General features: G+C 59.8%; 21 protein-coding genes and 1 tRNA gene. 16 read left to right on the forward strand and 6 right to left on the reverse strand.

Annotated elements, in window-relative coordinates:
• The first annotated feature begins 31 nt into the window (after positions 1 to 31).
• From LRK71_RS12460 to ribD, 8 genes are all read left to right on the forward strand, one after another.
• Complete coding sequence (locus LRK71_RS12460; RefSeq protein ID WP_332460266.1) at positions 32 to 598, forward strand: thiol-disulfide oxidoreductase DCC family protein; 567 nt, start codon at positions 32 to 34, stop codon at positions 596 to 598.
• Between the two features lie 94 nt (positions 599 to 692).
• Entirely contained in the window at positions 693 to 1,010 is a 318-nt protein-coding gene (locus LRK71_RS12465; RefSeq protein ID WP_232404135.1) for a hypothetical protein, read from the forward strand.
• A gap of 159 nt (positions 1,011 to 1,169) precedes the next feature.
• Positions 1,170 to 1,580 carry a hypothetical protein gene (locus tag LRK71_RS12470; RefSeq protein ID WP_232404136.1) on the forward strand — a complete coding sequence of 137 codons (411 nt, stop codon included), beginning with the start codon at positions 1,170 to 1,172 and terminating at the stop codon, positions 1,578 to 1,580.
• A gap of 98 nt (positions 1,581 to 1,678) precedes the next feature.
• Positions 1,679 to 2,128, forward strand: coding sequence for a hypothetical protein (locus tag LRK71_RS12475; protein ID WP_232404137.1), 450 nt, complete (start codon positions 1,679 to 1,681; stop codon positions 2,126 to 2,128).
• Between the two features lie 112 nt (positions 2,129 to 2,240).
• The gene (locus LRK71_RS12480) at positions 2,241 to 2,672 is read left to right on the forward strand and encodes a hypothetical protein (RefSeq protein WP_232404139.1); all 432 of its coding nucleotides are present in this window, start codon (positions 2,241 to 2,243) and stop codon (positions 2,670 to 2,672) included.
• A 26-nt stretch (positions 2,673 to 2,698) separates the two neighbouring features.
• Positions 2,699 to 3,121: a secondary thiamine-phosphate synthase enzyme YjbQ gene (locus LRK71_RS12485; RefSeq protein ID WP_232404142.1), complete on the forward strand. Its 423-nt coding sequence runs from the start codon at positions 2,699 to 2,701 to the stop codon at positions 3,119 to 3,121.
• Positions 3,122 to 3,241: 120 nt separating this feature from the next.
• The gene (gene nrdR, locus LRK71_RS12490; protein ID WP_232404143.1) at positions 3,242 to 3,706 is read left to right on the forward strand and encodes a transcriptional regulator NrdR; all 465 of its coding nucleotides are present in this window, start codon (positions 3,242 to 3,244) and stop codon (positions 3,704 to 3,706) included.
• A gap of 185 nt (positions 3,707 to 3,891) precedes the next feature.
• Positions 3,892 to 4,989, forward strand: coding sequence for a bifunctional diaminohydroxyphosphoribosylaminopyrimidine deaminase/5-amino-6-(5-phosphoribosylamino)uracil reductase RibD (gene ribD / locus LRK71_RS12495; protein ID WP_269751731.1), 1,098 nt, complete (start codon positions 3,892 to 3,894; stop codon positions 4,987 to 4,989).
• 121 nt (positions 4,990 to 5,110) lie between these two features.
• Here ribD and LRK71_RS12500 read toward each other — a convergent pair whose 3' ends face one another.
• The 3 genes from LRK71_RS12500 to LRK71_RS12510 all read right to left on the reverse strand — a co-directional run bounded on the left by LRK71_RS12500 (position 5,111) and on the right by LRK71_RS12510 (position 9,681).
• On the reverse strand, positions 5,111 to 7,156 hold the full coding sequence (locus LRK71_RS12500; protein ID WP_232404144.1) for a capsule polysaccharide biogenesis protein: 2,046 nt from the start codon (positions 7,154 to 7,156) through the stop codon (positions 5,111 to 5,113).
• Between the two features lie 4 nt (positions 7,157 to 7,160).
• The gene (locus LRK71_RS12505) at positions 7,161 to 8,294 is read right to left on the reverse strand and encodes a polysaccharide biosynthesis/export family protein (protein WP_232404145.1); all 1,134 of its coding nucleotides are present in this window, start codon (positions 8,292 to 8,294) and stop codon (positions 7,161 to 7,163) included.
• A gap of 94 nt (positions 8,295 to 8,388) precedes the next feature.
• Positions 8,389 to 9,681, reverse strand: coding sequence for a capsule polysaccharide biogenesis protein (locus tag LRK71_RS12510; RefSeq protein WP_232404146.1), 1,293 nt, complete (start codon positions 9,679 to 9,681; stop codon positions 8,389 to 8,391).
• Positions 9,682 to 9,907: 226 nt separating this feature from the next.
• Here LRK71_RS12510 and LRK71_RS12515 point away from each other — a divergent pair, with 226 nt between their 5' ends.
• The 5 genes from LRK71_RS12515 (at position 9,908) to LRK71_RS12535 (ending at position 13,420) form a co-directional block, all read left to right on the forward strand.
• Entirely contained in the window at positions 9,908 to 10,495 is a 588-nt protein-coding gene (locus LRK71_RS12515; protein ID WP_232404147.1) for a riboflavin synthase, read from the forward strand.
• A 279-nt stretch (positions 10,496 to 10,774) separates the two neighbouring features.
• Positions 10,775 to 11,896, forward strand: coding sequence for a 3,4-dihydroxy-2-butanone-4-phosphate synthase (ribB, locus tag LRK71_RS12520; protein WP_232404149.1), 1,122 nt, complete (start codon positions 10,775 to 10,777; stop codon positions 11,894 to 11,896).
• 2 nt (positions 11,897 to 11,898) lie between these two features.
• On the forward strand, positions 11,899 to 12,450 hold the full coding sequence (locus tag LRK71_RS12525) for a 6,7-dimethyl-8-ribityllumazine synthase (RefSeq protein WP_232404150.1): 552 nt from the start codon (positions 11,899 to 11,901) through the stop codon (positions 12,448 to 12,450).
• Positions 12,447 to 12,929 carry a transcription antitermination factor NusB gene (nusB, locus tag LRK71_RS12530; RefSeq protein WP_232404151.1) on the forward strand — a complete coding sequence of 161 codons (483 nt, stop codon included), beginning with the start codon at positions 12,447 to 12,449 and terminating at the stop codon, positions 12,927 to 12,929. Before LRK71_RS12525 ends, nusB begins: the two co-directional genes overlap by 4 nt.
• 161 nt (positions 12,930 to 13,090) lie before the next feature.
• The gene (locus tag LRK71_RS12535) at positions 13,091 to 13,420 is read left to right on the forward strand and encodes a hypothetical protein (protein ID WP_232404152.1); all 330 of its coding nucleotides are present in this window, start codon (positions 13,091 to 13,093) and stop codon (positions 13,418 to 13,420) included.
• Positions 13,421 to 13,920: 500 nt separating this feature from the next.
• Here LRK71_RS12535 and LRK71_RS12540 read toward each other — a convergent pair whose 3' ends face one another.
• Positions 13,921 to 14,109, reverse strand: a complete 189-nt coding sequence (locus tag LRK71_RS12540) for a DUF6324 family protein (protein WP_232404153.1) — start codon at positions 14,107 to 14,109, stop codon at positions 13,921 to 13,923.
• 270 nt (positions 14,110 to 14,379) lie between these two features.
• On the opposite strand from LRK71_RS12540, the gene LRK71_RS12545 reads away from it, so the two are divergent.
• Positions 14,380 to 14,456 (forward strand) — tRNA-His (locus LRK71_RS12545).
• Between the two features lie 78 nt (positions 14,457 to 14,534).
• Here the strand turns inward: LRK71_RS12545 and LRK71_RS12550 are convergent.
• Positions 14,535 to 15,032 carry a site-specific integrase gene (locus LRK71_RS12550; RefSeq protein ID WP_232404154.1) on the reverse strand — a complete coding sequence of 166 codons (498 nt, stop codon included), beginning with the start codon at positions 15,030 to 15,032 and terminating at the stop codon, positions 14,535 to 14,537.
• Between LRK71_RS12550 and LRK71_RS12555 the strand changes: the two genes are divergently transcribed.
• Positions 15,004 to 15,924, forward strand: coding sequence for a glycoside hydrolase family protein (locus tag LRK71_RS12555; RefSeq protein WP_232404155.1), 921 nt, complete (start codon positions 15,004 to 15,006; stop codon positions 15,922 to 15,924). The two genes, LRK71_RS12550 and LRK71_RS12555, sit on opposite strands and share 29 nt — an antisense overlap.
• Positions 15,925 to 15,931: 7 nt before the next feature.
• Positions 15,932 to 16,114, forward strand: a complete 183-nt coding sequence (locus LRK71_RS12560) for a hypothetical protein (protein ID WP_232404156.1) — start codon at positions 15,932 to 15,934, stop codon at positions 16,112 to 16,114.
• A gap of 340 nt (positions 16,115 to 16,454) precedes the next feature.
• On the opposite strand, the gene LRK71_RS12565 is transcribed toward LRK71_RS12560, so the two are convergent.
• Positions 16,455 to 17,825: Ig-like domain-containing protein (locus LRK71_RS12565; RefSeq protein ID WP_232404157.1), on the reverse strand; the 1,371-nt coding region annotated here is incomplete at its 5' end.

Consider the following 17,825-nt stretch of genomic DNA (forward strand, 5'->3'; position numbering starts at 1 on the left):
GGCTGGAATTAGGCTTCTCAATTGAAAGTGTTTGGCCGAGTTAGAAAACAGCCCTGCGTCACCGCCGGGCGTATCTGGGGATAGCTGCCTGAACGAGGTTGATACCCATATAGGCGTCTCAAGACCTGAAGCAGAGCTTCCGGCTATAGACCTCATCGTCTTTGATGGGGAATGTGTGCTGTGTTCGCATTTCTTTCGCTTCATGCTGCGCCATGACAGGATGCAGCGCTTTTTCTTTGCCACGGCGCAGTCAGAACTGGGCCAGAGACTTTTCCGCGATCTTGGCCTGCCACAGGATGGGTTTGACACCATGCTGGTGGTTGTGGGTGGCCAGACCTATCAGCGGCTGGATGCCTTTGCGGCCGCAATGCGGGCTTTGCCGGGGGGCTGGCCTGTGCTGGGGATATGCCGTTTCTTGCCCTCCTGCGTTAAAGATTTGCTGTATCATGCTGTGGCCCGAAATCGGTATCGCCTGTTTGGCCGCAACAGCGCCTGTCTGGTGCCGGATGCAGATTTACAGGCACGGTTTCTCGATTGGTCCCCGGCAGGGGCGGTGCCGATGGCAAAGCCCGAGCACGGCAGAGACACCCTGAGTTAACCATTCGTTAACCTTTCCCCTTGTCGCGGGGCCTTTGGCGCGTTTACACTCCTCTTGCACCTGTTGTCTTACACGCACCGCCTTTGGGGGACCGATGTCTGCAAATCAAAATCTGACCACGGCGCTGGAAGCGCTGGAAGCGCTGGAAGATCAGCTCAGAACACTGCAAACTCTGACCAATGCCAATGAATTCATGGTTGCCGCGCTGAAAGAGCAGGGCGATGCCCTCAAGGCGATGGAGCCGGAACCGGCGCGCGATTTGCTGCGCTCGCAGGCGCGTGAACGGTTTGGCCAGGATCATGGCAGCGCCCCGGATGAGGCGGTTCTGAGTATCCTGGAGCAAAGCCTAGGCAAGGGGTTGGGCGCCGAAATCATCCCCTTTCCCGGCCCGGCTGCGCGTAAGGCGGACTAGGGCCTGGGCTGCCCCCGACGGCGCCCCCTCCCAATGCCTCTTGGCGTGATGGCGCATTACGATGCGTATTTTCCCAGTCCTGCGTTGTTCCTTGGGGTGTTCCCCTTGGAACCCGCAGGCTGTTTTCCTATGTAGGAGGCAAGCAAGGGAAATTGATTGATGAAAAAGCAACTTATTGCCACCGCTATGACGGCGGCCCTATTGGTGCCGGTCGGCGCTGATGCCTTTACCACACCGCGTGGCGTGCGGGTTAACCCCGTGGATGATGTGGTCTTTGAAGTCATTCCAAAGAGCTCTGGCAGCTTTGGCGATTTCTGGTGTGGCGCATCGGAATATGCCCGCCGGGTAAAGGGGGCGGGCTGGCGTGATCTGGTCTATGTGGTACGCGGGCGCGGCCAGAGTGTCACCACGGGGCGTCGTTCTGCAGCGCAATTCACCCTGTCGCCCGACAAGGTAGATGTCGCCCCGGCGCCACAGGGATGGCTGGCCCTGGGGATCAAGCCGGGCGATCGTATGTCGGTGCAACAGGCCCGCAACTATTGTGACCAGTTCCCTGTTCGATATAACTGATCAGGTCAAAAAGATGTTGAAATGATTTCGTCCGCCCTAAATGATCTGCTGCAAGGGGGGCGGAGTAACGTGCCCCAGAGGGTGACTTGGGGGCTGTCATGAAATGTGCCACAACAACGGCTGTCGGTTCAGGCCGTCGGTCAGTTCGCTTTAAAATGGCCTTGTGCTGCGCGGTTGGCTTGACCCTTGCTGCCCCGGCTGAGGCCTTTACCTCCAGAGACGGCAGCCGGGTCAACCCTGTATCAGAGGCGATCTTTGAGGTTATTCCGCGCAGTGGCGGCCCAGGGCGGCTGTATTGGTGCGGGGCGGGAGATTACGCCCGGCGCGCGCTAAAGGCCCCCTGGCAGGCACCGCTGACTATTTCCCGGGCACTTGCTGCAAGCAAGACAACAAACCGGCGCTCGGCGGTGCAGTTCACCCTGCAGCCTGCGCTGGTCAATGGTTTAGATGCGCGCCCATATGGCAACGTCAATGGGTTGGCGCGGGGGGATACCATGTCGGTGCGCGATGCGTTTGACCTTTGCAATCAGTTGCCGGTTGGGTTTTGATGGCTGGCATGATGGGCAAAGAGGCAGGGGGCGTTGGGCGCATGTGCGATCTGGTCCGATACCGATCTGTCACCAACTGGCGTGATGCCAAGGGGGAGCTGTGAGAAACAACATGCGAACTAGGCTGCGCAAAGGCACAGCACGAGCGGCTATCCTGCTTTTTCTGGCCGGGGTTCCGATGGGGGCGCAGGCCTGGTGGGCCTGGAACCGACATGAGGTCTTTCCGGTTTCTGATGGTGTCTGGGAGGTTGTCAGCCAGGTTGGATCTGGGGCGCAGGATTATTGGTGTGGTATCGGTGATTTTGCCCTGCGCGAGCTGCGCACCAAGGCAACCCAGCGGATTTACATCTGGCAAGGCATTGGGCCTTCGGTGACCCGACCAAAGCGCAAATCGGTTCAGTTTTCGCTGACGCCGCCACCGGGCAGCGACACCCAGCCGCGCCTATCGCTGAGCGTGAAGGCCGTTGGTGACAACCTGAATGCGGCGACGGCGCGCAACTATTGCACCGACCGGCTAGAAGATCTGTTCTACCCTATTAACTGACAGCGCGCCCGGGGCAGTTCTGTAGCATGCAGCATGAATTTGAAATCCGCACCCAGGGGCCCGGTCTCTATGAACTCACCGCTGATCTGCGGCGCTGGCTGGCCAGTGTTGGGGGGCTGAGTTCGGGGCTGCTGACCCTGTTTGTGCGCCATACCTCCTGTTCGCTTCTGATCCAAGAAAACGCCGACCCCGAGGTGCAGACAGATCTGCAGGCCTTTTTTACCCGGCTTGTGCCACCCTCGGATCATCCCTCGATGGGCTATCTGCGCCATACCTATGAAGGCCCCGACGATATGCCCGCCCATATCAAGGCGGCGATGATGCCGGTGAGCCTGTCTATCCCGATCAGCGACGGCACCCTGGGCCTGGGCGCCTGGCAGGGCGTCTATCTGTTTGAACACCGCCAAGCGCCCCACCAGCGCAAAATTCTGGCGCATCTCAGCGCGTAACTTGGCTGATTTAGCGGTTGAATTTCCCCTCTACCCAATTCCTAGCGTCTGCCCTATAGTTGTGGATAAATGTGCGCAACTAAGCACAATTAACGGGTATTGGGATAAGGGGATCGGCAAATGCGCTGTCCGTTTTGCGGGAATATCGACACTCAAGTAAAGGACTCGCGTCCCGCCGAGGATCATGTTTCGATCCGTCGGCGCAGGTTTTGTCCGGCCTGTGGCGGCCGCTTCACGACCTATGAACGGGTGCAGTTGCGCGATTTGGTCGTGGTGAAAACCAACGGTAAGCGGGAAGATTTTGACCGGGACAAACTTGAACGCTCGATCCGTATTTCAATGCAGAAACGCCCCATCGACCCAGAGCGGATCGACCAGATGATCTCTGGTATTGTCCGGCGGTTGGAAAGCATGGGCGAGACGGATATCTCTTCCAGCAAGATTGGTGAAATCGTGATGGAAGCCTTGGCCCGGATTGATACGGTGGCCTATGTGCGCTTTGCCAGCGTTTACAAGAATTTCCAGGCTGCGGATGATTTCGAAGATTTTGTTCATGAACTGCGCCCGGATGCCCCCGGTGATTAATAGGGGCTAAGACGGCTGACGCCGACGACACGCAGCAGGCCCAGGGCTTGCTGCGTTTTTTCTGCGGGCTATTGTTACCCGTATGATCCGGTTGCAGGGGCGGTGAAATACTGCTGGGTGCTGCACTTCTCATCACTGGGGTGTGGGGCTATGTAGGGGCAAGATCAGAAATAGGCGGTGATCAGATGGCAGATACAGATACACGGTATATGGCGTTGGCGCTGTCGTTGGGGCGGCGGGGGCAGGGCAATTGCTGGCCCAACCCGGCGGTTGGCTGTGTGCTGGTACGCGAGGGATGGATTGTCGGCCGCGGCTGGACCCAGCCCGGAGGTCGCCCCCATGCTGAGGTCGAGGCACTGATCCAGGCCGGAGAACTAGCGCGAGGGGCCACCGCCTATGTCACGCTGGAGCCCTGTTCGCATCAGGGCAAATCACCCCCCTGCGCCGAAGCGTTGATCAAGGCGGGGATTTCGCGACTGGTCGCGGCAGTTGGCGATAGTGATCCACGGGTTTCAGGCCAGGGGTTCGAAAGGCTGCGCCAGGCCGGGATCGAGGTCACTGTCGGGGTTCTGGCAGAGGAGGCCGCCCGCGATCATGCTGGGTTTTTCTTCAAGACGGAACTGGGCCGCCCACTGGTGACGCTGAAGCTGGCCAGCAGTTTTGATGGCCGTATCGCCACAGGATCCGGCCAGAGCAAATGGATCACCGGTCCCGAGGCCCGCCGCGAAGTCCATGCCATGCGGGCGCGTCATGATGCGGTCATGGTAGGGGCTGGTACGGCGCGGGCGGATGATCCATCACTGACGGTGCGCGATCTTGGGGTTGCCCATCAGCCGGTGCGGGTGGTGGTGTCACGGAACCTCGATCTGCCGCTGATCAGCCAATTGGCGACCTCTGCCGCCGAGGTGCCGCTGTGGCTATGCCATGGGGCGGGCGCTGATGTTGAACGCAGGCAGGCCTGGGAGGGGCTTGGCGCGCGGCTGCTGCCCTGTGCCAGCCGTGGTGTTCAGCTGGATCCACAGGATCTATTGCAGCAGCTGGGCTATGCCGGTCTGACGCGGCTCTTTTGTGAAGGTGGCAGCGCGCTTGCGGCCTCGCTCCTGGCTTTTGATCTGGTGGATGAGCTGATCGGCTTTACCGCTGGGCTGGGTATTGGCGCAGAAGGTCTGCCGTCGATTGGTGCGCTGGGGCTGCACAGTCTGGAGGCTGCAAGCCGGTTTGATCTGATTGAGACCCGGGCGGTTGGGGGCGATGTGCTACATCGCTGGCGCCGCCCGACCTGACACTGCCCCGCCTGCTCCGAGGTGACGGCTACCGCATCACAGCCGCTAGGGCATGTCGGGCAAAAGAGGGGATCGGTTTTGCCCATCCAAAACATATGAAATCAAATGAAGGCGGCAAGCTTTAGCCGCGTCGCCATAGATGCGCATAGGTGGCAAAGGCCCCTTGCAGTTTGGCCAGCCCCCGGTTGCCCAGTCCAGGTTGTGGCAGGGCGCCAGATATCAGTCGCTCGACCACCACTTCGGGGGGGCAGGGCTGACGGGTGACTGGATCAAAATAGCGCGGATAATCAATCAGCACCGCATGTGCCAGCCCCAACAGATCTGGGCGGGCCTGGCGCCAGGGCGGGGCGGGGCGGTGGTCGTGTGTCAGCCCCCAGCCGGCATAAAAGGGCAGGCCCAGGGTGGTCACCTTGACGCCGCGCAGCAGCGCTTCAAACCCTAGCAAAGAGGTCATGGTCCAGACCTCCTGCACCACATCCAGCAGCGCCATGGCATCGCAGTTGCTGGCTACCACATCGGCTAGCCCCTCGGGGATCCCTTGTGCCATCAGGCCGCCGTTGCGCAGGCCTGCTTCGACATCGGGATGGGGTTTGTAGATGATGACGGCCTTTGGGTTGGCCTTACGGGTGGCGCGCAGCAGGGCCAGGTTGGTATTGATGCGGCTACATCCGGCAGTGATCGAAGCATCGTCTTCCACCTGACCTGGCACCAGAATGCGATGCCCGGCGGGCAGATCGGGTAGGTCGGTCTGGATGTCGGGCAGGTTGTATTTTGACAGGCTGTGGCGGATCAGTTGCTGGATCAGGGCTTCGGCGCGTAGGGCCTCCGCCGGGCCAAGATCGGCGCGTTGCGTGATCAGGTCATCCAAATCACAGGGCTGCTGTGGATCGTAGTAGATACCCTGCCGGTCCACGACCAACGAGAGCGGCGGCACCAGATCCGCCCCCAACCCGCGCGAGCGCAGAAAGCCATCCTCGACCCGGCTTGCCCCGGCATGGATTTCGGCATCGGCCTTACTGGCCCAGACCATCCAGTTGCGGCCGGTCTTGCGCGCGGTTTCGCAGTCATCGGTGAAATGTAGCTTTTTGTACTGGCCAAAGAAGCCCTGCAGCGGTTTGCGCTTCCACAGCCGCATGCCCGAGGCGCTCCAGCCGACGCGATCCTGACGCCAGGCACGGGTGCGGGCCTCCAGCATGTCGATCACCCGCTCCAGTTGGCAAAGCTGATCGGTAAAGGGATCGTACCAGGTTGGATAGAGAAACATCGCTGCGGAAAACAATTGCGCCCGCGTCAGCCTGCGTTGGCGGCGCGCCAGGGGCTCTTCGTCTTCGGTCAGACCCCAGCCGGCATAGAAGGGCTGGCCAAAGACGCGGGGCCTGTGCCCGGCCAGGATGGCCTCAAACCCCAGCTGTGATGAAACGGTATAGACTGCAATCGCCCCTTCCAGCAGCGGCCAGGGGGAGATTGGTGCGCTGAACATCTCTATCCGGCCCTGGGTGTCTTTGGTGGTGAAATGCCCCGGTCTCTTGCCCGCAGCTGTTTCCGGGTGGGTCTTGATCAGAATGCGCGCGCCGGGGTGTTCCTGCTGCGCAAAGACCAGCATCTCGCAAAAACGGGCACGGTTGGCCTTGGAGGCGGTCACGGATGCATCGCCGCGCAGCTGGTCCACCACCAGAACATATCCGGGATCCGGCACCGGGGCATTGGCGGAAAAGGCGTTGTATTTGCTTAGGTGGGCGTCTTCTATGCGGCCAATGGCGTTGCGGGCCCGGCGCATCATCTGGCTGTCGTCCAGTGGGTGCGTGGCCAGGATATCTTCCAGGTCAGAGGGCTGAGCTGGGTCAAAATGCACTCCCTTGCGATCCAACAGCAGCCCCAGGGGGGGCTCTTTGCTGGCGCGGGCCGGGTGGATCGAGCGCAGGAAGGCATCTTCGACATGCAGCAGGCTGACGCCGCGCTTCTCGGCGATGGCTCGGCCGCGATGGGCGGTGGGAGAGTTGCCCCAGATGCCGATCAGGTCGTCTTGCTGGGGCAGGCCCAGGCGGGTGTGATAGCCCGCCAGATCCAGAATGCGCCGAATTCGCGGCTGGGTGATAAAGCCACCATTGTAAACAAAAAGCCGGGAGCCTTGGCTCCCGGCTTGGGGTCTGTCTGTCGGGCTGGTCATGTGTTCAGCTGCCAAACAAGGTCTCCACACTGGCAAGCGGCGTCAATGGGCTGGCCAAGAGCGAGATCGTCTTGGTCCACTGCGCATAGGGCGCTTCGGTGACATAGAGGGTGTCTTCGTCACGGACCACAAAGTCACGCGCAATAAACAAACCATTTGGTTGGGTAAGGTTCAGCACATAGACCATACGCTGGGCGCCGATCAGATCGTCCCGGCCCAGCACCTGATTGGCAATGGCGGCTGGCTCGTTGCGGAAGATAAACACCCCCGTCGGATCAGAGCTGGTTGAAATCAACCCGCCCACCTGTGCAATCGCCTCAAGCGCCGAAAGATCCTGGCTTTCAAATGGTACCCGCGCCTGGGCGCTGGTTGCCCCAAGGGCGGTGAAAGAGCGGCTGTCTGATTCCACCAGAATGCGGTCTCCGCCACGCAGGGCGATGTCCAACTCGGGGTGGTTGAACAGATCCTGGAACCAGATTTTGCCCTGCTGTTCTCCACGGATCACGGTCACCTGGGCAATTTCGGGTTCGATTGCGACGCCACCGGCGCGCGCCAGCATGGTCGACAGGGTGCGGGTGGGGCGTTCAATTGGATAGACACCCTGGCCACCGACGGCACCGGTCAGGCTGACGGTAGAGCCATCGCCCGCGACGCGGCGCACCTGAACCTGTGGGTCCGGTGTCTGATCCTCGAGCTTCGTGGTGATGATCGCTCGCAGTTGTTCGGGGGTGTTGCCAGAGGCCCGCAGGCGCCCGGCATAGGGGACAAAGATATACCCGGCGCTATCCACCTGCACCTCTTCGAGTACGGTGGCATTGGTGGCCTCATTGGCGAGTAATCCGTCATCGACGTTTTCCCAGATGGTCAGCCCCAGCACATCGCCAGGGCGGATGGTATCCGACGTGAGCTGACCAGCAGTGACAAAGCTGTCGGAAAATCCAAGGGCGGGAACCACGGCGGTGGCACGGGTAACACGGTCATTGACGGATACGATAAAGGCGTCGCCTTCTTTCTGAACCGATCCTGCAAAGATTTGGCGTTTACTGGGGCCGACTTTTGGCAAACCGCAAGACGCCGCCAGCGTCAGTGCAGCGAGAATCGCCACGGGCCGCACCCAGGAAAGAGGGACGTTTTTCACTGCTCGGTCTCCTCGACCTATTATTGTTTTGCCTCAGTTTTTTGGAAAGACTAGTGCAGTTTTCTGATAAAATCCAGTGTTGCAGTAGGGGCGTTTATTTGACCACAGACAACTGTTGCCGAGGGGCCGCTGTGCCATGGCGCAGTGCATCATAGGGATCATGCGGCGACAGCATCATATCCACCACATGGCGCAGCAGTTGCCGCCGCCCGGAGCGCGAATAATACCCTCCCGGCACCTGCGAGGTTTCCAGCAGGTAGCGGCGATATTCTTTATAGGCGCGGTTGTCGGGGCGGGCGGGGGTCGCAAAGAACTGTGACAGAGGCTGATCCGAGGTGAATTCGGTCTTGTCGTAAACCGCCGCGCCAAACACCTTGAGCGGAATACCGCGCCACAGAACCTGCTGACCAGCGGTGGAGTTCACCGTGACGGCGGTGCGGGCCTCGTTCAGCAGCGCGGCCAGCTTGCCGCCGCGCACATAGTGGATCCGGTCTTGAACCCCATGCATCCGGGCCAGGCGGCGCAGCTCCTGTCGGATCGGGCTGCGGCCATCCTCTAGCGGGTGGGCCTTGATCACCAGATGGTGGTGACGTGGCGCCCCGGCTGCAAAGCCGATGATCACCTCGGTCAGGAAATCTGTCATGCTGTCAAAGGGGGAATGCATCTGGAAAGAGCTGTCATGGGCCAGTTGCAGCAGCGCCAGGTGATAGGGAAACCCACCGTTGCGGATGCGGCGCGTGGCCAGCCGCCGTTCCAGTGCCTGTGCAGGCATCAGGATTAACCGTTGGAGGTAGAGCTGAAATTCGCGGGTGACGGGCAGCGCGCGATGTGGTTGAAAGTTGCGGTACTTGCGGTTCCAGAACATCACAAACCAGTGGTACAGCGCGCCGTAGAACACATGCTGGCGCATGTCCCCCCAATGGGCCGGTGGCAGCGGCGCTTCGAGATCAGAACGGGCCAATGCTGTCTGCATTTCAGCCACATCGGTTTGCATCAGGCGTGAATGCCCATTGGTTCCCTCGCGCTCATAGGTAACCCAATAGGGGCGCAGGTAGCCCTCTTCAAACACATGTACCCGCAGGCCGCAGGTGCGGGCGACTGCGATGGCCTGGGCGTGGATCGGGCGCGTATCGCCATAGAGCACAATATCGGTGATGTCCTTGTCGCGGCAGGTCTGTTCAAAAAACGGTTGCCAGTTCGACAGCGTATCGCGAAAGGGAATGTATTGCGCGCGGTTGCGCCAGAAAGCCTGATCGCCGGCATTGAAGCCAATGCGCCAGACGCCGCAGCCTGCGGTGCGCAGCATCTTGCCCAAAGCGTTGAAAAACGGTCCGTGCGGCCCCTGCAGGAACAGGAAAATGCGCTTATCTTGGCTATGGGCTTGCATCAGGGCACGAAAACATTCTGAGTTTAGGATCTGGTTTGCCTAGCAGGGCACTGGGGCGAAACTATGACTGGAACTGCTGCGGCCTGCCCCCGTGCCATAGCGGCTTGCGCGGGCCATCGCAATCTATTGCGTCGGCTGCCGCACGTTTGCAGGGGCCTTGTCGCGGCGTGTCGGCTCCGCTACCTCTGGGCCAGGATCCCTGCCGCAACCATAGGAGAGCAGCCAGATGTTCACCGGTATCATCACTGACATTGGAACCATTGCCCAACTTGACCAGCAGGGCGATCTGCGCGCGCGGATCACCACCGGCTATGACACTGCAGGCATTGATCTGGGCGCCTCAATCGCGTCGGATGGGGTTTGCCTGACGGTGATCGAGCTGGGCTCTGATTGGTACGATGTGCAGATCTCGGCTGAAACCGTGTCCAAAACCAATATTGGGGCCTGGACGGTTGGTAAGCGGGTGAACCTGGAGCGCGCGCTCAAGGTCGGCGATGAACTGGGCGGGCATATCGTATCGGGTCATGTCGATGGGGTTGCCGAGGTTGTGGCGATGCTGGATGAAGGCGACAGCACCCGGGTTACCCTGCGCGCCCCGGCCGCGCTGGCGCGGTTTATCGCCCCCAAGGGGTCGGTTGCGCTGAATGGCACCTCGCTGACGGTGAACGATGTGACAGGCTGCGATTTTGGCATCAACTTCATCCCTCACACCAAAGAGGCTACCACATGGGGTGATGTGGCGCTGGGCGATCAGGTGAATTTGGAAATCGACACGCTGGCGCGCTATGTTGCACGGCTGAACGAGGCAGGCTGACGTCGGCTGCTCTGGGTGCCAACAATGCGTAGATAAAGAGCCCGGGCAGCGGTTCGGGCTTTTGTTTTATGCGCGCGCGGTTGCGTCTTGCCACATATCCCCAATTCGATAACCCTGCGGGCAGGGAACGTTTGGGGCCAGCGTGTAGGGGCGGGCCGGAAATCCAGCCCCCAAACCGCCGCTGGTGGGGCTGGCCTTTGCATCACGACTGGGCTATTTCGCCTATGTACCCCGATGGGCGATGGGCTCTGCGGGCATCTGTAGTGAAAGGCTGTGAACATGAGCTTTGAAACACCGGGGCCGGTCGAGGCCCGTTTGCGCGCGGCGATCAGCCCGATTGAAGAGATCATCACAGAGGCCCGTGAGGGGCGGATGTTCATTCTGGTCGATCACGAAGACCGCGAGAACGAAGGCGATCTGGTGATCCCGGCGCAGGCAGCCGATGCAAAGGCCATCAACTTCATGGCGACCCACGGGCGCGGCTTGATCTGTCTGACCTTGCCTGCCGAACGTATCGAGACGCTGGGCCTGCCGATGATGGCGATGCACAATTCTTCGCGCCATGAGACCGCCTTTACCGTGTCGATCGAGGCGCGCGAAGGCGTGACCACCGGCATTTCTGCGGCGGATCGCGCGCTGACCGTGGCCACCGCAATTGATCCTGAAAAAACCGCTGCCGATATTGCCACGCCGGGTCATGTCTTTCCGCTGCGCGCGCGGCGCGGTGGCGTGTTGCAACGGGCAGGCCATACTGAAGCGGGCTGCGATGTGGCGCGTCTGGCCGGGCATTACCCTGCCTCGGTGATCTGCGAGATCATGAACGAGGATGGCACCATGGCGCGGCTGCCCGATCTGGTGGATTATGCGGAAAAGCACGGGCTGAAGATTGGTACCATCTCCGACCTGATCACCTATCGGTCGCGCAATGACAATCTGGTGGTTGAAACCAGCCGCAGCACCGTAACCTCTGAATTTGGCGGCGACTGGGAAATGCGCCTGTTCACCGATCAGATCCACGGTGTTGAACATGTGGTACTGATCAAGGGCGATATCTCCAGCGGTGGCCCGGTGTTGACCCGTACCCATGCGCTGCACGAAGCCTCGGATATTCTGGGGCTTGGTCCTAAACCGGTACGTGAACTGCCCCGCGCGATGGAGCTGATCGCCGAAGAGGGGCGCGGTGTTGTCTGCCTGTTCCGCGAACCGCGCCATGCGCTTTATGCGCCCGAAGATGAAGGCCCGCGCACCATTAAACAAACCGGGCTTGGGGCGCAGATTCTGTCTGAGCTGGGGCTGGATAAGTTGGAGCTTTTGACGGATTCGCCTGCCACCACCTATCTTGGGCTTGATGCCTATGGGCTGTCCATTGTTGGCACCCGCCCGATCCTGAAGGAGACCTGAATATGGCCGGACACGAACAGCATTACATCATGCCGCGCCCCGAATTCGACAAACCGGTCAAGCTGGCGATTGTCATGTCACCTTACTACAAGGACATCGCCGACCATATGCTGGCAGGGGCACTGGCCGAGATCGAAGCCGTTGGCGGCAGCTTTGAAGTGATCGAAGTCCCCGGCGCGCTGGAAATTCCCACCGCGATCGCCATTGCCGATCGGAAATCAAACTTTGATGGCTTTGTGGCGCTGGGCTGCGTTATTCGCGGTGAAACGACACATTATGATACCGTCTGCAATGACAGCAGTCGCGCCATTCAATTGCTGGGCCTGCAGGGGCTGTGCATTGGCAACGGTATCCTGACGGTGGAAAATCGCAAACAGGCCGAGGTGCGCGCCGACCCCGATGATCAAAACAAGGGTGGCGGCGCGGCTGCTGCGGCCTTGCATCTTATTGCGCTGACGCGTAAATGGGGCGCCCAGACCAAGGGAGTCGGTTTCAAGGCGCCTTCCGAAGCCATTCAGCTGGCTGGCAAAGAAAACGGACCCCGCACAGCATGACCCATTCGGACAGCGCCCCCAAGGGCAATGGCAAAACTCAGATGAAATCCGCCGCCCGGCTATATGCCGTTCAGGCGCTGTTTCAGATGGAACACAGCGATCTTACCTTTGACAAGGTGATCGCGGAATTTGAAGATCATCGCTTTGGTGCGACCTATGAGGGCGATGAAATGGCCGAGGGCGACACCGGCCTGTTTCGCAAGCTGCTGAAAGATGCGGTGAATTTTCAGGCGAAGATTGACCAGATGACTGATCGCGCCCTGGTGGCGAAATGGCCCATCGACCGGATCGACCCAACCCTGCGGGCGCTGTTTCGCGCTGCCGGGGCCGAATTTACCCAGTCGCAAACGCCGCCGAGGGTGGTGATTAACGAATTTGTCGATATCGCCCGCGCCTTCTTTCCCGAAGGCAAAGAGCCAAAATTTGTCAATGCAGTGCTGGATCATATGGCTCGCGAGGCAAAGCCTGAAGCCTTTTAACGGCTTACCACTGTGCCGTTTCACGCCCCGGTAAAAAACCATTGATGCGCGCCCTTTGGGGCGCGTTTTCGCTTTCGGCCATTTCCCGCTTGTATGACACAAGCGCTGGACCTTGCAGGGCAGGGTGCTACAGTAACTGTTGAAAAATGGATGAGGTGATCATGCCCAAGCTGGTGAAACTCTACATCAAGAATGTTGTCATTGGATTTGCGATCGCGGCAGGCTTTGTGGCGATGTTGCTCTGGTTCAATGTCATGAATCTCTGGGGGCTGGTCAGCCAGTCCAGCGACGGTATTCTGGCGGTCTTTCTGTTGTGGTTCATGAACGGAATTGTCTTTGCCGGGGTGCAGTTTGCCTGGGTGATTATGGCGATGGCACAAAAGGACAGTGGCCCCCGTGGTGGCACGCCTATCGCCCATTCTTTTGAACCGATCCGCGTTAAGGCAGAGGCCTCTTCGACGAAAAACCGCCAGAGCCAACGTCGCGGCTAGGTCGCCCCAGGCTGTCTTGCGGGGGATCCCGTTGTGTGGCGGTATTTTCTTGAAAATAAACCATGAAACCCGCGCGCCGATATTTCAGTGCCGCGGTTTTTTTACGACGTGGCGGCTTGTTCGGCGGCGGCTGATCATGATTGCCCCCGCCTAGCACGCCGCCGTGATGTTCAGCGCGGGTGGGGTAGTGTGACGGGACCACCAAACAGACGTGCGGTGTTGATTCCCGGGGACCTGTATGTACAGGTGGGCACCAGATAAACGGACCAGGGTCCGAACAGAGCCAGCTCCCGTGGAATTGCTTAAGGCCACTGGAATGCTGCCGGTCACTGAAAGGGCAGAACCCGCCACGCCCTGTAGGTAGTCCCCCGCTGTCGGCAAAGCAAGAGGTAGCGGCAAATCAGTTGATCACTCTGGGCACGCTATTGAAAGCCGCTGAGGCTGGACAGTAGGCTTTCTGGTTTGTCCGGTGCAGTCTTGGCTGGCTGCGAGGTTCCGTTTCAGCTAGTGACCAGACGTGCGGCCTGTGCTGCTGCACGCAGTTCTTCGGCAATTTCTTCGGCTTCTTCCGGCTCGAAATCCATTGGGATCTCGACGCCATCGGCCTCAATAAACAGTCGCACCATGCCCAGGTCGGTTGGACCGATCTGCATGTTTGCTTCGATGTCGCGTTCGCTATTGATACCCATTTTGCACTCCTGTCGCGGCGGCCTATTGCCGGTCTTGGTGCTAGCCCGCGGGGGCGTGAAAAGCAAGTCGCCACAGCGGGCAGTGGGCACCAAACGGCGACAGGCAGGCCTGCGCTGTTAGTCATTTGGCCGCAGCAGCAGGGCAAGGGCTGACAACAGGCGCGCGGACGCTGCTTGGCCCCGTTGATGAGGATTTCATCAAACAAAGCTGGAAACTTGTGATATAACCCCCTTGCGCTTCGGTTTTCTCTAGGCTAAATCGCCCCCAGTGCCGCCTTAGCTCAGTTGGTTAGAGCGCCTGATTGTGGATCAGGAGGTCGCCCGTTCGAACCGGGCAGGTGGTACCACCAAAACAACAACTTACCGTATCTTGCAAAAAGAGTTGGAGAGTTGTTGGAACGTCTTTCCTGAAATTATGATCCAACTCATCCAGAGTTCCTGAGTCGCGCCACCTTGTTCGCGCTTTCGGACCTCAATCTAGAGTAGCGATTTGTGGTCTGAGCTTGCAAGTGCTGAGCCGCGTCGCGAAGTTCATGCTCGCTGACGCCAAGTGATTTGGCCTCAGTCACGGCACCCGCCCGGATATCCATCATCATGATTTCCTCGGGAACCTTGGCGATCTTGCGCATACGTTTCCACGCCTGGTTCCAACCGCTCGCGGTATAGGGCAGGCCGCCACTGCGCTTGGCTAAGAGTATCGGCCCCACTGCGTTATCCTGGCGCTGGCCGGGTTTGGCGTGAACCTCTGGCACAAGATCGCCACCTATCGGCTGCAGCAGCGTGAGCTGCAGCTGAAGCTGACAGGCAAGCTGCCCAGCTAGCCGCACACTCCCAAAACTTGAACTTGAAACCAACCCTGCCTCTGGCGGGGTCTTTTGCATTGGAGCAACCGCAATGAAACTCATTTCAAACTGGCGCGCCACACTAACCGGATCCTGGTCTCTCTGGCTTGTCCTTGCCAGCCTGGTTCTGCTGGGCGGATACTTTCTGGCCCTGGTTCAACCCGGCATGCTGGGCTGGGATCCGCTGTATTTTGCCATGGCCTCGGCCACGTGTCAGGTGCTGGCGATCCCGGCGCGGCTGGTGCTGCAGAACGGGTTGTCCGGCCTTGCCGCGTTCCGTCGTGATACGGGCGGCGCGGTCCGCCGGCGCACGGTTGGCGTCATCGCAGGCAGCGGCATTGCGCTGACCTCGGCCATTGGCTTCATTGGCCAGTGGGAAGGGTTGCGGACCGAGGCTTACCGCGATGTCGTGGGCGTCTGGACCGTCTGTTATGGCGAAACCAAGGGCGTGCAGCCCGGTGATCGCTACAGCAAGGCCGCGTGCGACGCGATGCTGGCGCGCGAGATCCTCGCTTATGAGGCGGCGCTGGATCGATGCCTGAAACACCCGGTGCCCATCGGTATGAAGATCGCCCTGGTCAGCTGGACCTATAATGTCGGGGCAGGGGCCGCCTGCACATCGACCCTGGTGCGCAAAGCCAATGCCGGGGATCTCGCCGGGGCCTGCGATGAGCTGCCACGCTGGAACAAGGCGGGCGGGGGCGTCTGGTCCGTGGCGGGGGCCTTTCAGGACCGCACCCGGCTGCGCGCTGATCTGGCCGCTACCCGATCGGAGCTGGCCACAGCGCAGGCCACCCTGCAGCAGGCCGCCGAGACCGCCCGCATCCACCGCGCCCACCTGGACCGCGCCGCCGATCAGGCCCGCGCCTGGGGGGAGCTATCAAATGATCTGCAAAACATGGAGGGCCGCGATGCGTCTTTATCACCTTTGCTTGCCGCTACTGCTCAGCGCCTGTTCTCAATCGGCCAGTGAGGCGGTTATGCCGCCGCCCCAAGTGTCGGCCGATCTGCTGCAGCCCTGCGCTGGATACACCGGGCCAGTGCCGCAATCCGAAGGCCAGATCTCGGATGCTCTGATTGCCGAGGCGCGCGGGCGGACCTGCGCCAATGGAAGGCTGGCAGCTGTGGCCGAGGTATTGGCCCTGCCAATTCTTGAAGACTGATCCCTCCGCGCCCTAGCGGGGGGATCGGGTGCGCTATGATCTCATTACCGGACAGGTACACCGGACCTTCTTTTAAGGGGCTCGTCGCCGCGGTACAGCTGCACAGAAACGGACATCGACAAAGGTGTGCAGTAATTTCAGTGTGCCGAGGTCTGCTATGCGGATTTTCAAGCTTCGCTGCGACTAAACCAACCGCCGCTAACTTATATGCAGAAAATCCGGCCTTCATATCTCAGCCCCTATGGGGCCGAGATCTTGCTTTACTCCCCGCGCTGCATTGACCGGGCAATCGCTCGGGCACACAAAGCAACCTTACATAGGTTCAGGTATTGCAGGTGAATCAGAACTGCATTTCATAGCCCAAGCTCACCCCAAAGCTTTCAAAGCCACTGGCGCCGATCCCGTCATAGAAGGTAGCGGCGTTGAACTTTCGGGTGGAAGACAACACGCGGTTCACCTCCAACTCAACCCGCATGCGGCCCCCTTCGTAATCGGGGGAAATCGTAGAGGCAAAACCGTTCCCTCCGGTATGCGACCATATGCCGGACACACCGCCCAAAAGCTCGAGTTCACCAGAGGTAACAGGTATCTCTCGTTTGAAATCCAGCCCGATTTCGATCTGCCCAAGGTTGATGCCCTGTCCGGGGATCGTGTTGCCCAGACTGTCGACATAGCTGTGCTGGTCGTCCGAAACATAGGAGGCATCGAAGAACGGATACAATGTTGTGGTCGGCCCGTAGGCATACTCCCCCGTCACCTTGAATTGTGCTAACACGCGCGTGGTGTCGAAGTCGTCTTCGTAGGTTCCGAAAGGAGAGATCGTGTTGCTGGTCTCACCATACAGAAGCCGCCCTTCGAAAAACACTGGCTGCTCGGCGCTTTTGGCGACGAAATAGGGGCCGACCATCCAACCTGTCCCGTCGATCGAGGCCACGCCGGTGTCTTCTGACAGATGGTCAAACTGCACCATCGCACCGATCAGAAGGTTGTCCCTTACTTTCCGGTGTGTACCAAAAGCGCCAAACATATACCGGCTCTCGCTGGTTGTGTTCGACGACCAGGAGGTCTGTGCCTGGATCCAGACCGGATAGTCCGGATTGCTAGCAAAGTTAAACTGGCCTTGGCCACGTGTGACATTCACATCAAACCTGCCTTCTGCCTGCCCCGACAGGAACCCTGACAGGCCGGGCTGGCTACGGATCAGTTGGTTGGCACGGGTTTGCATGAACGACGCGATCAACTCCTGTGTCTGCTCTATCGTGACATCGGCAATGCTGACGGAATTCGATGCGAGGTTCCCGTTATTACCGGCATCGACAGCGGCATCCGCTGGAACAACCAGACTGACAGCTCCGCTGCCTGCTGCTGTCAGGTGCGCTTGATAGACCGCACCACTGCCTGTCAGGCTGCTGACGGTTGCGTTTGACGTATTGATGTCGGCGCTGTCAAAGCCTGTGACGTCTTCCGAGAAGGTGATTGTTACGGTGAACGATGTCAGTGCATTTACTGTATTCGGCGCATCGGTGATGCTGACAGTCGGTGGCGTACCGTCAAAGACTGCCGTCACCTCATTCGACACTGTATTGTTGTTGCCCGCCGCATCGGTGAAGCTAACCGCCCCGACCGACAGCGCGATCTGGCCATCGGCCACGGGCGTCAATGTTGCGGTGTAGCTGGTGCCGGATCCCGTCAGCGTCGCGGTGGCATTGGT

It is taken from the genome of Pseudophaeobacter flagellatus (assembly GCF_021228235.1).
GTDB classification, from domain to species: Bacteria; Pseudomonadota; Alphaproteobacteria; order Rhodobacterales; family Rhodobacteraceae; genus Pseudophaeobacter; species Pseudophaeobacter flagellatus.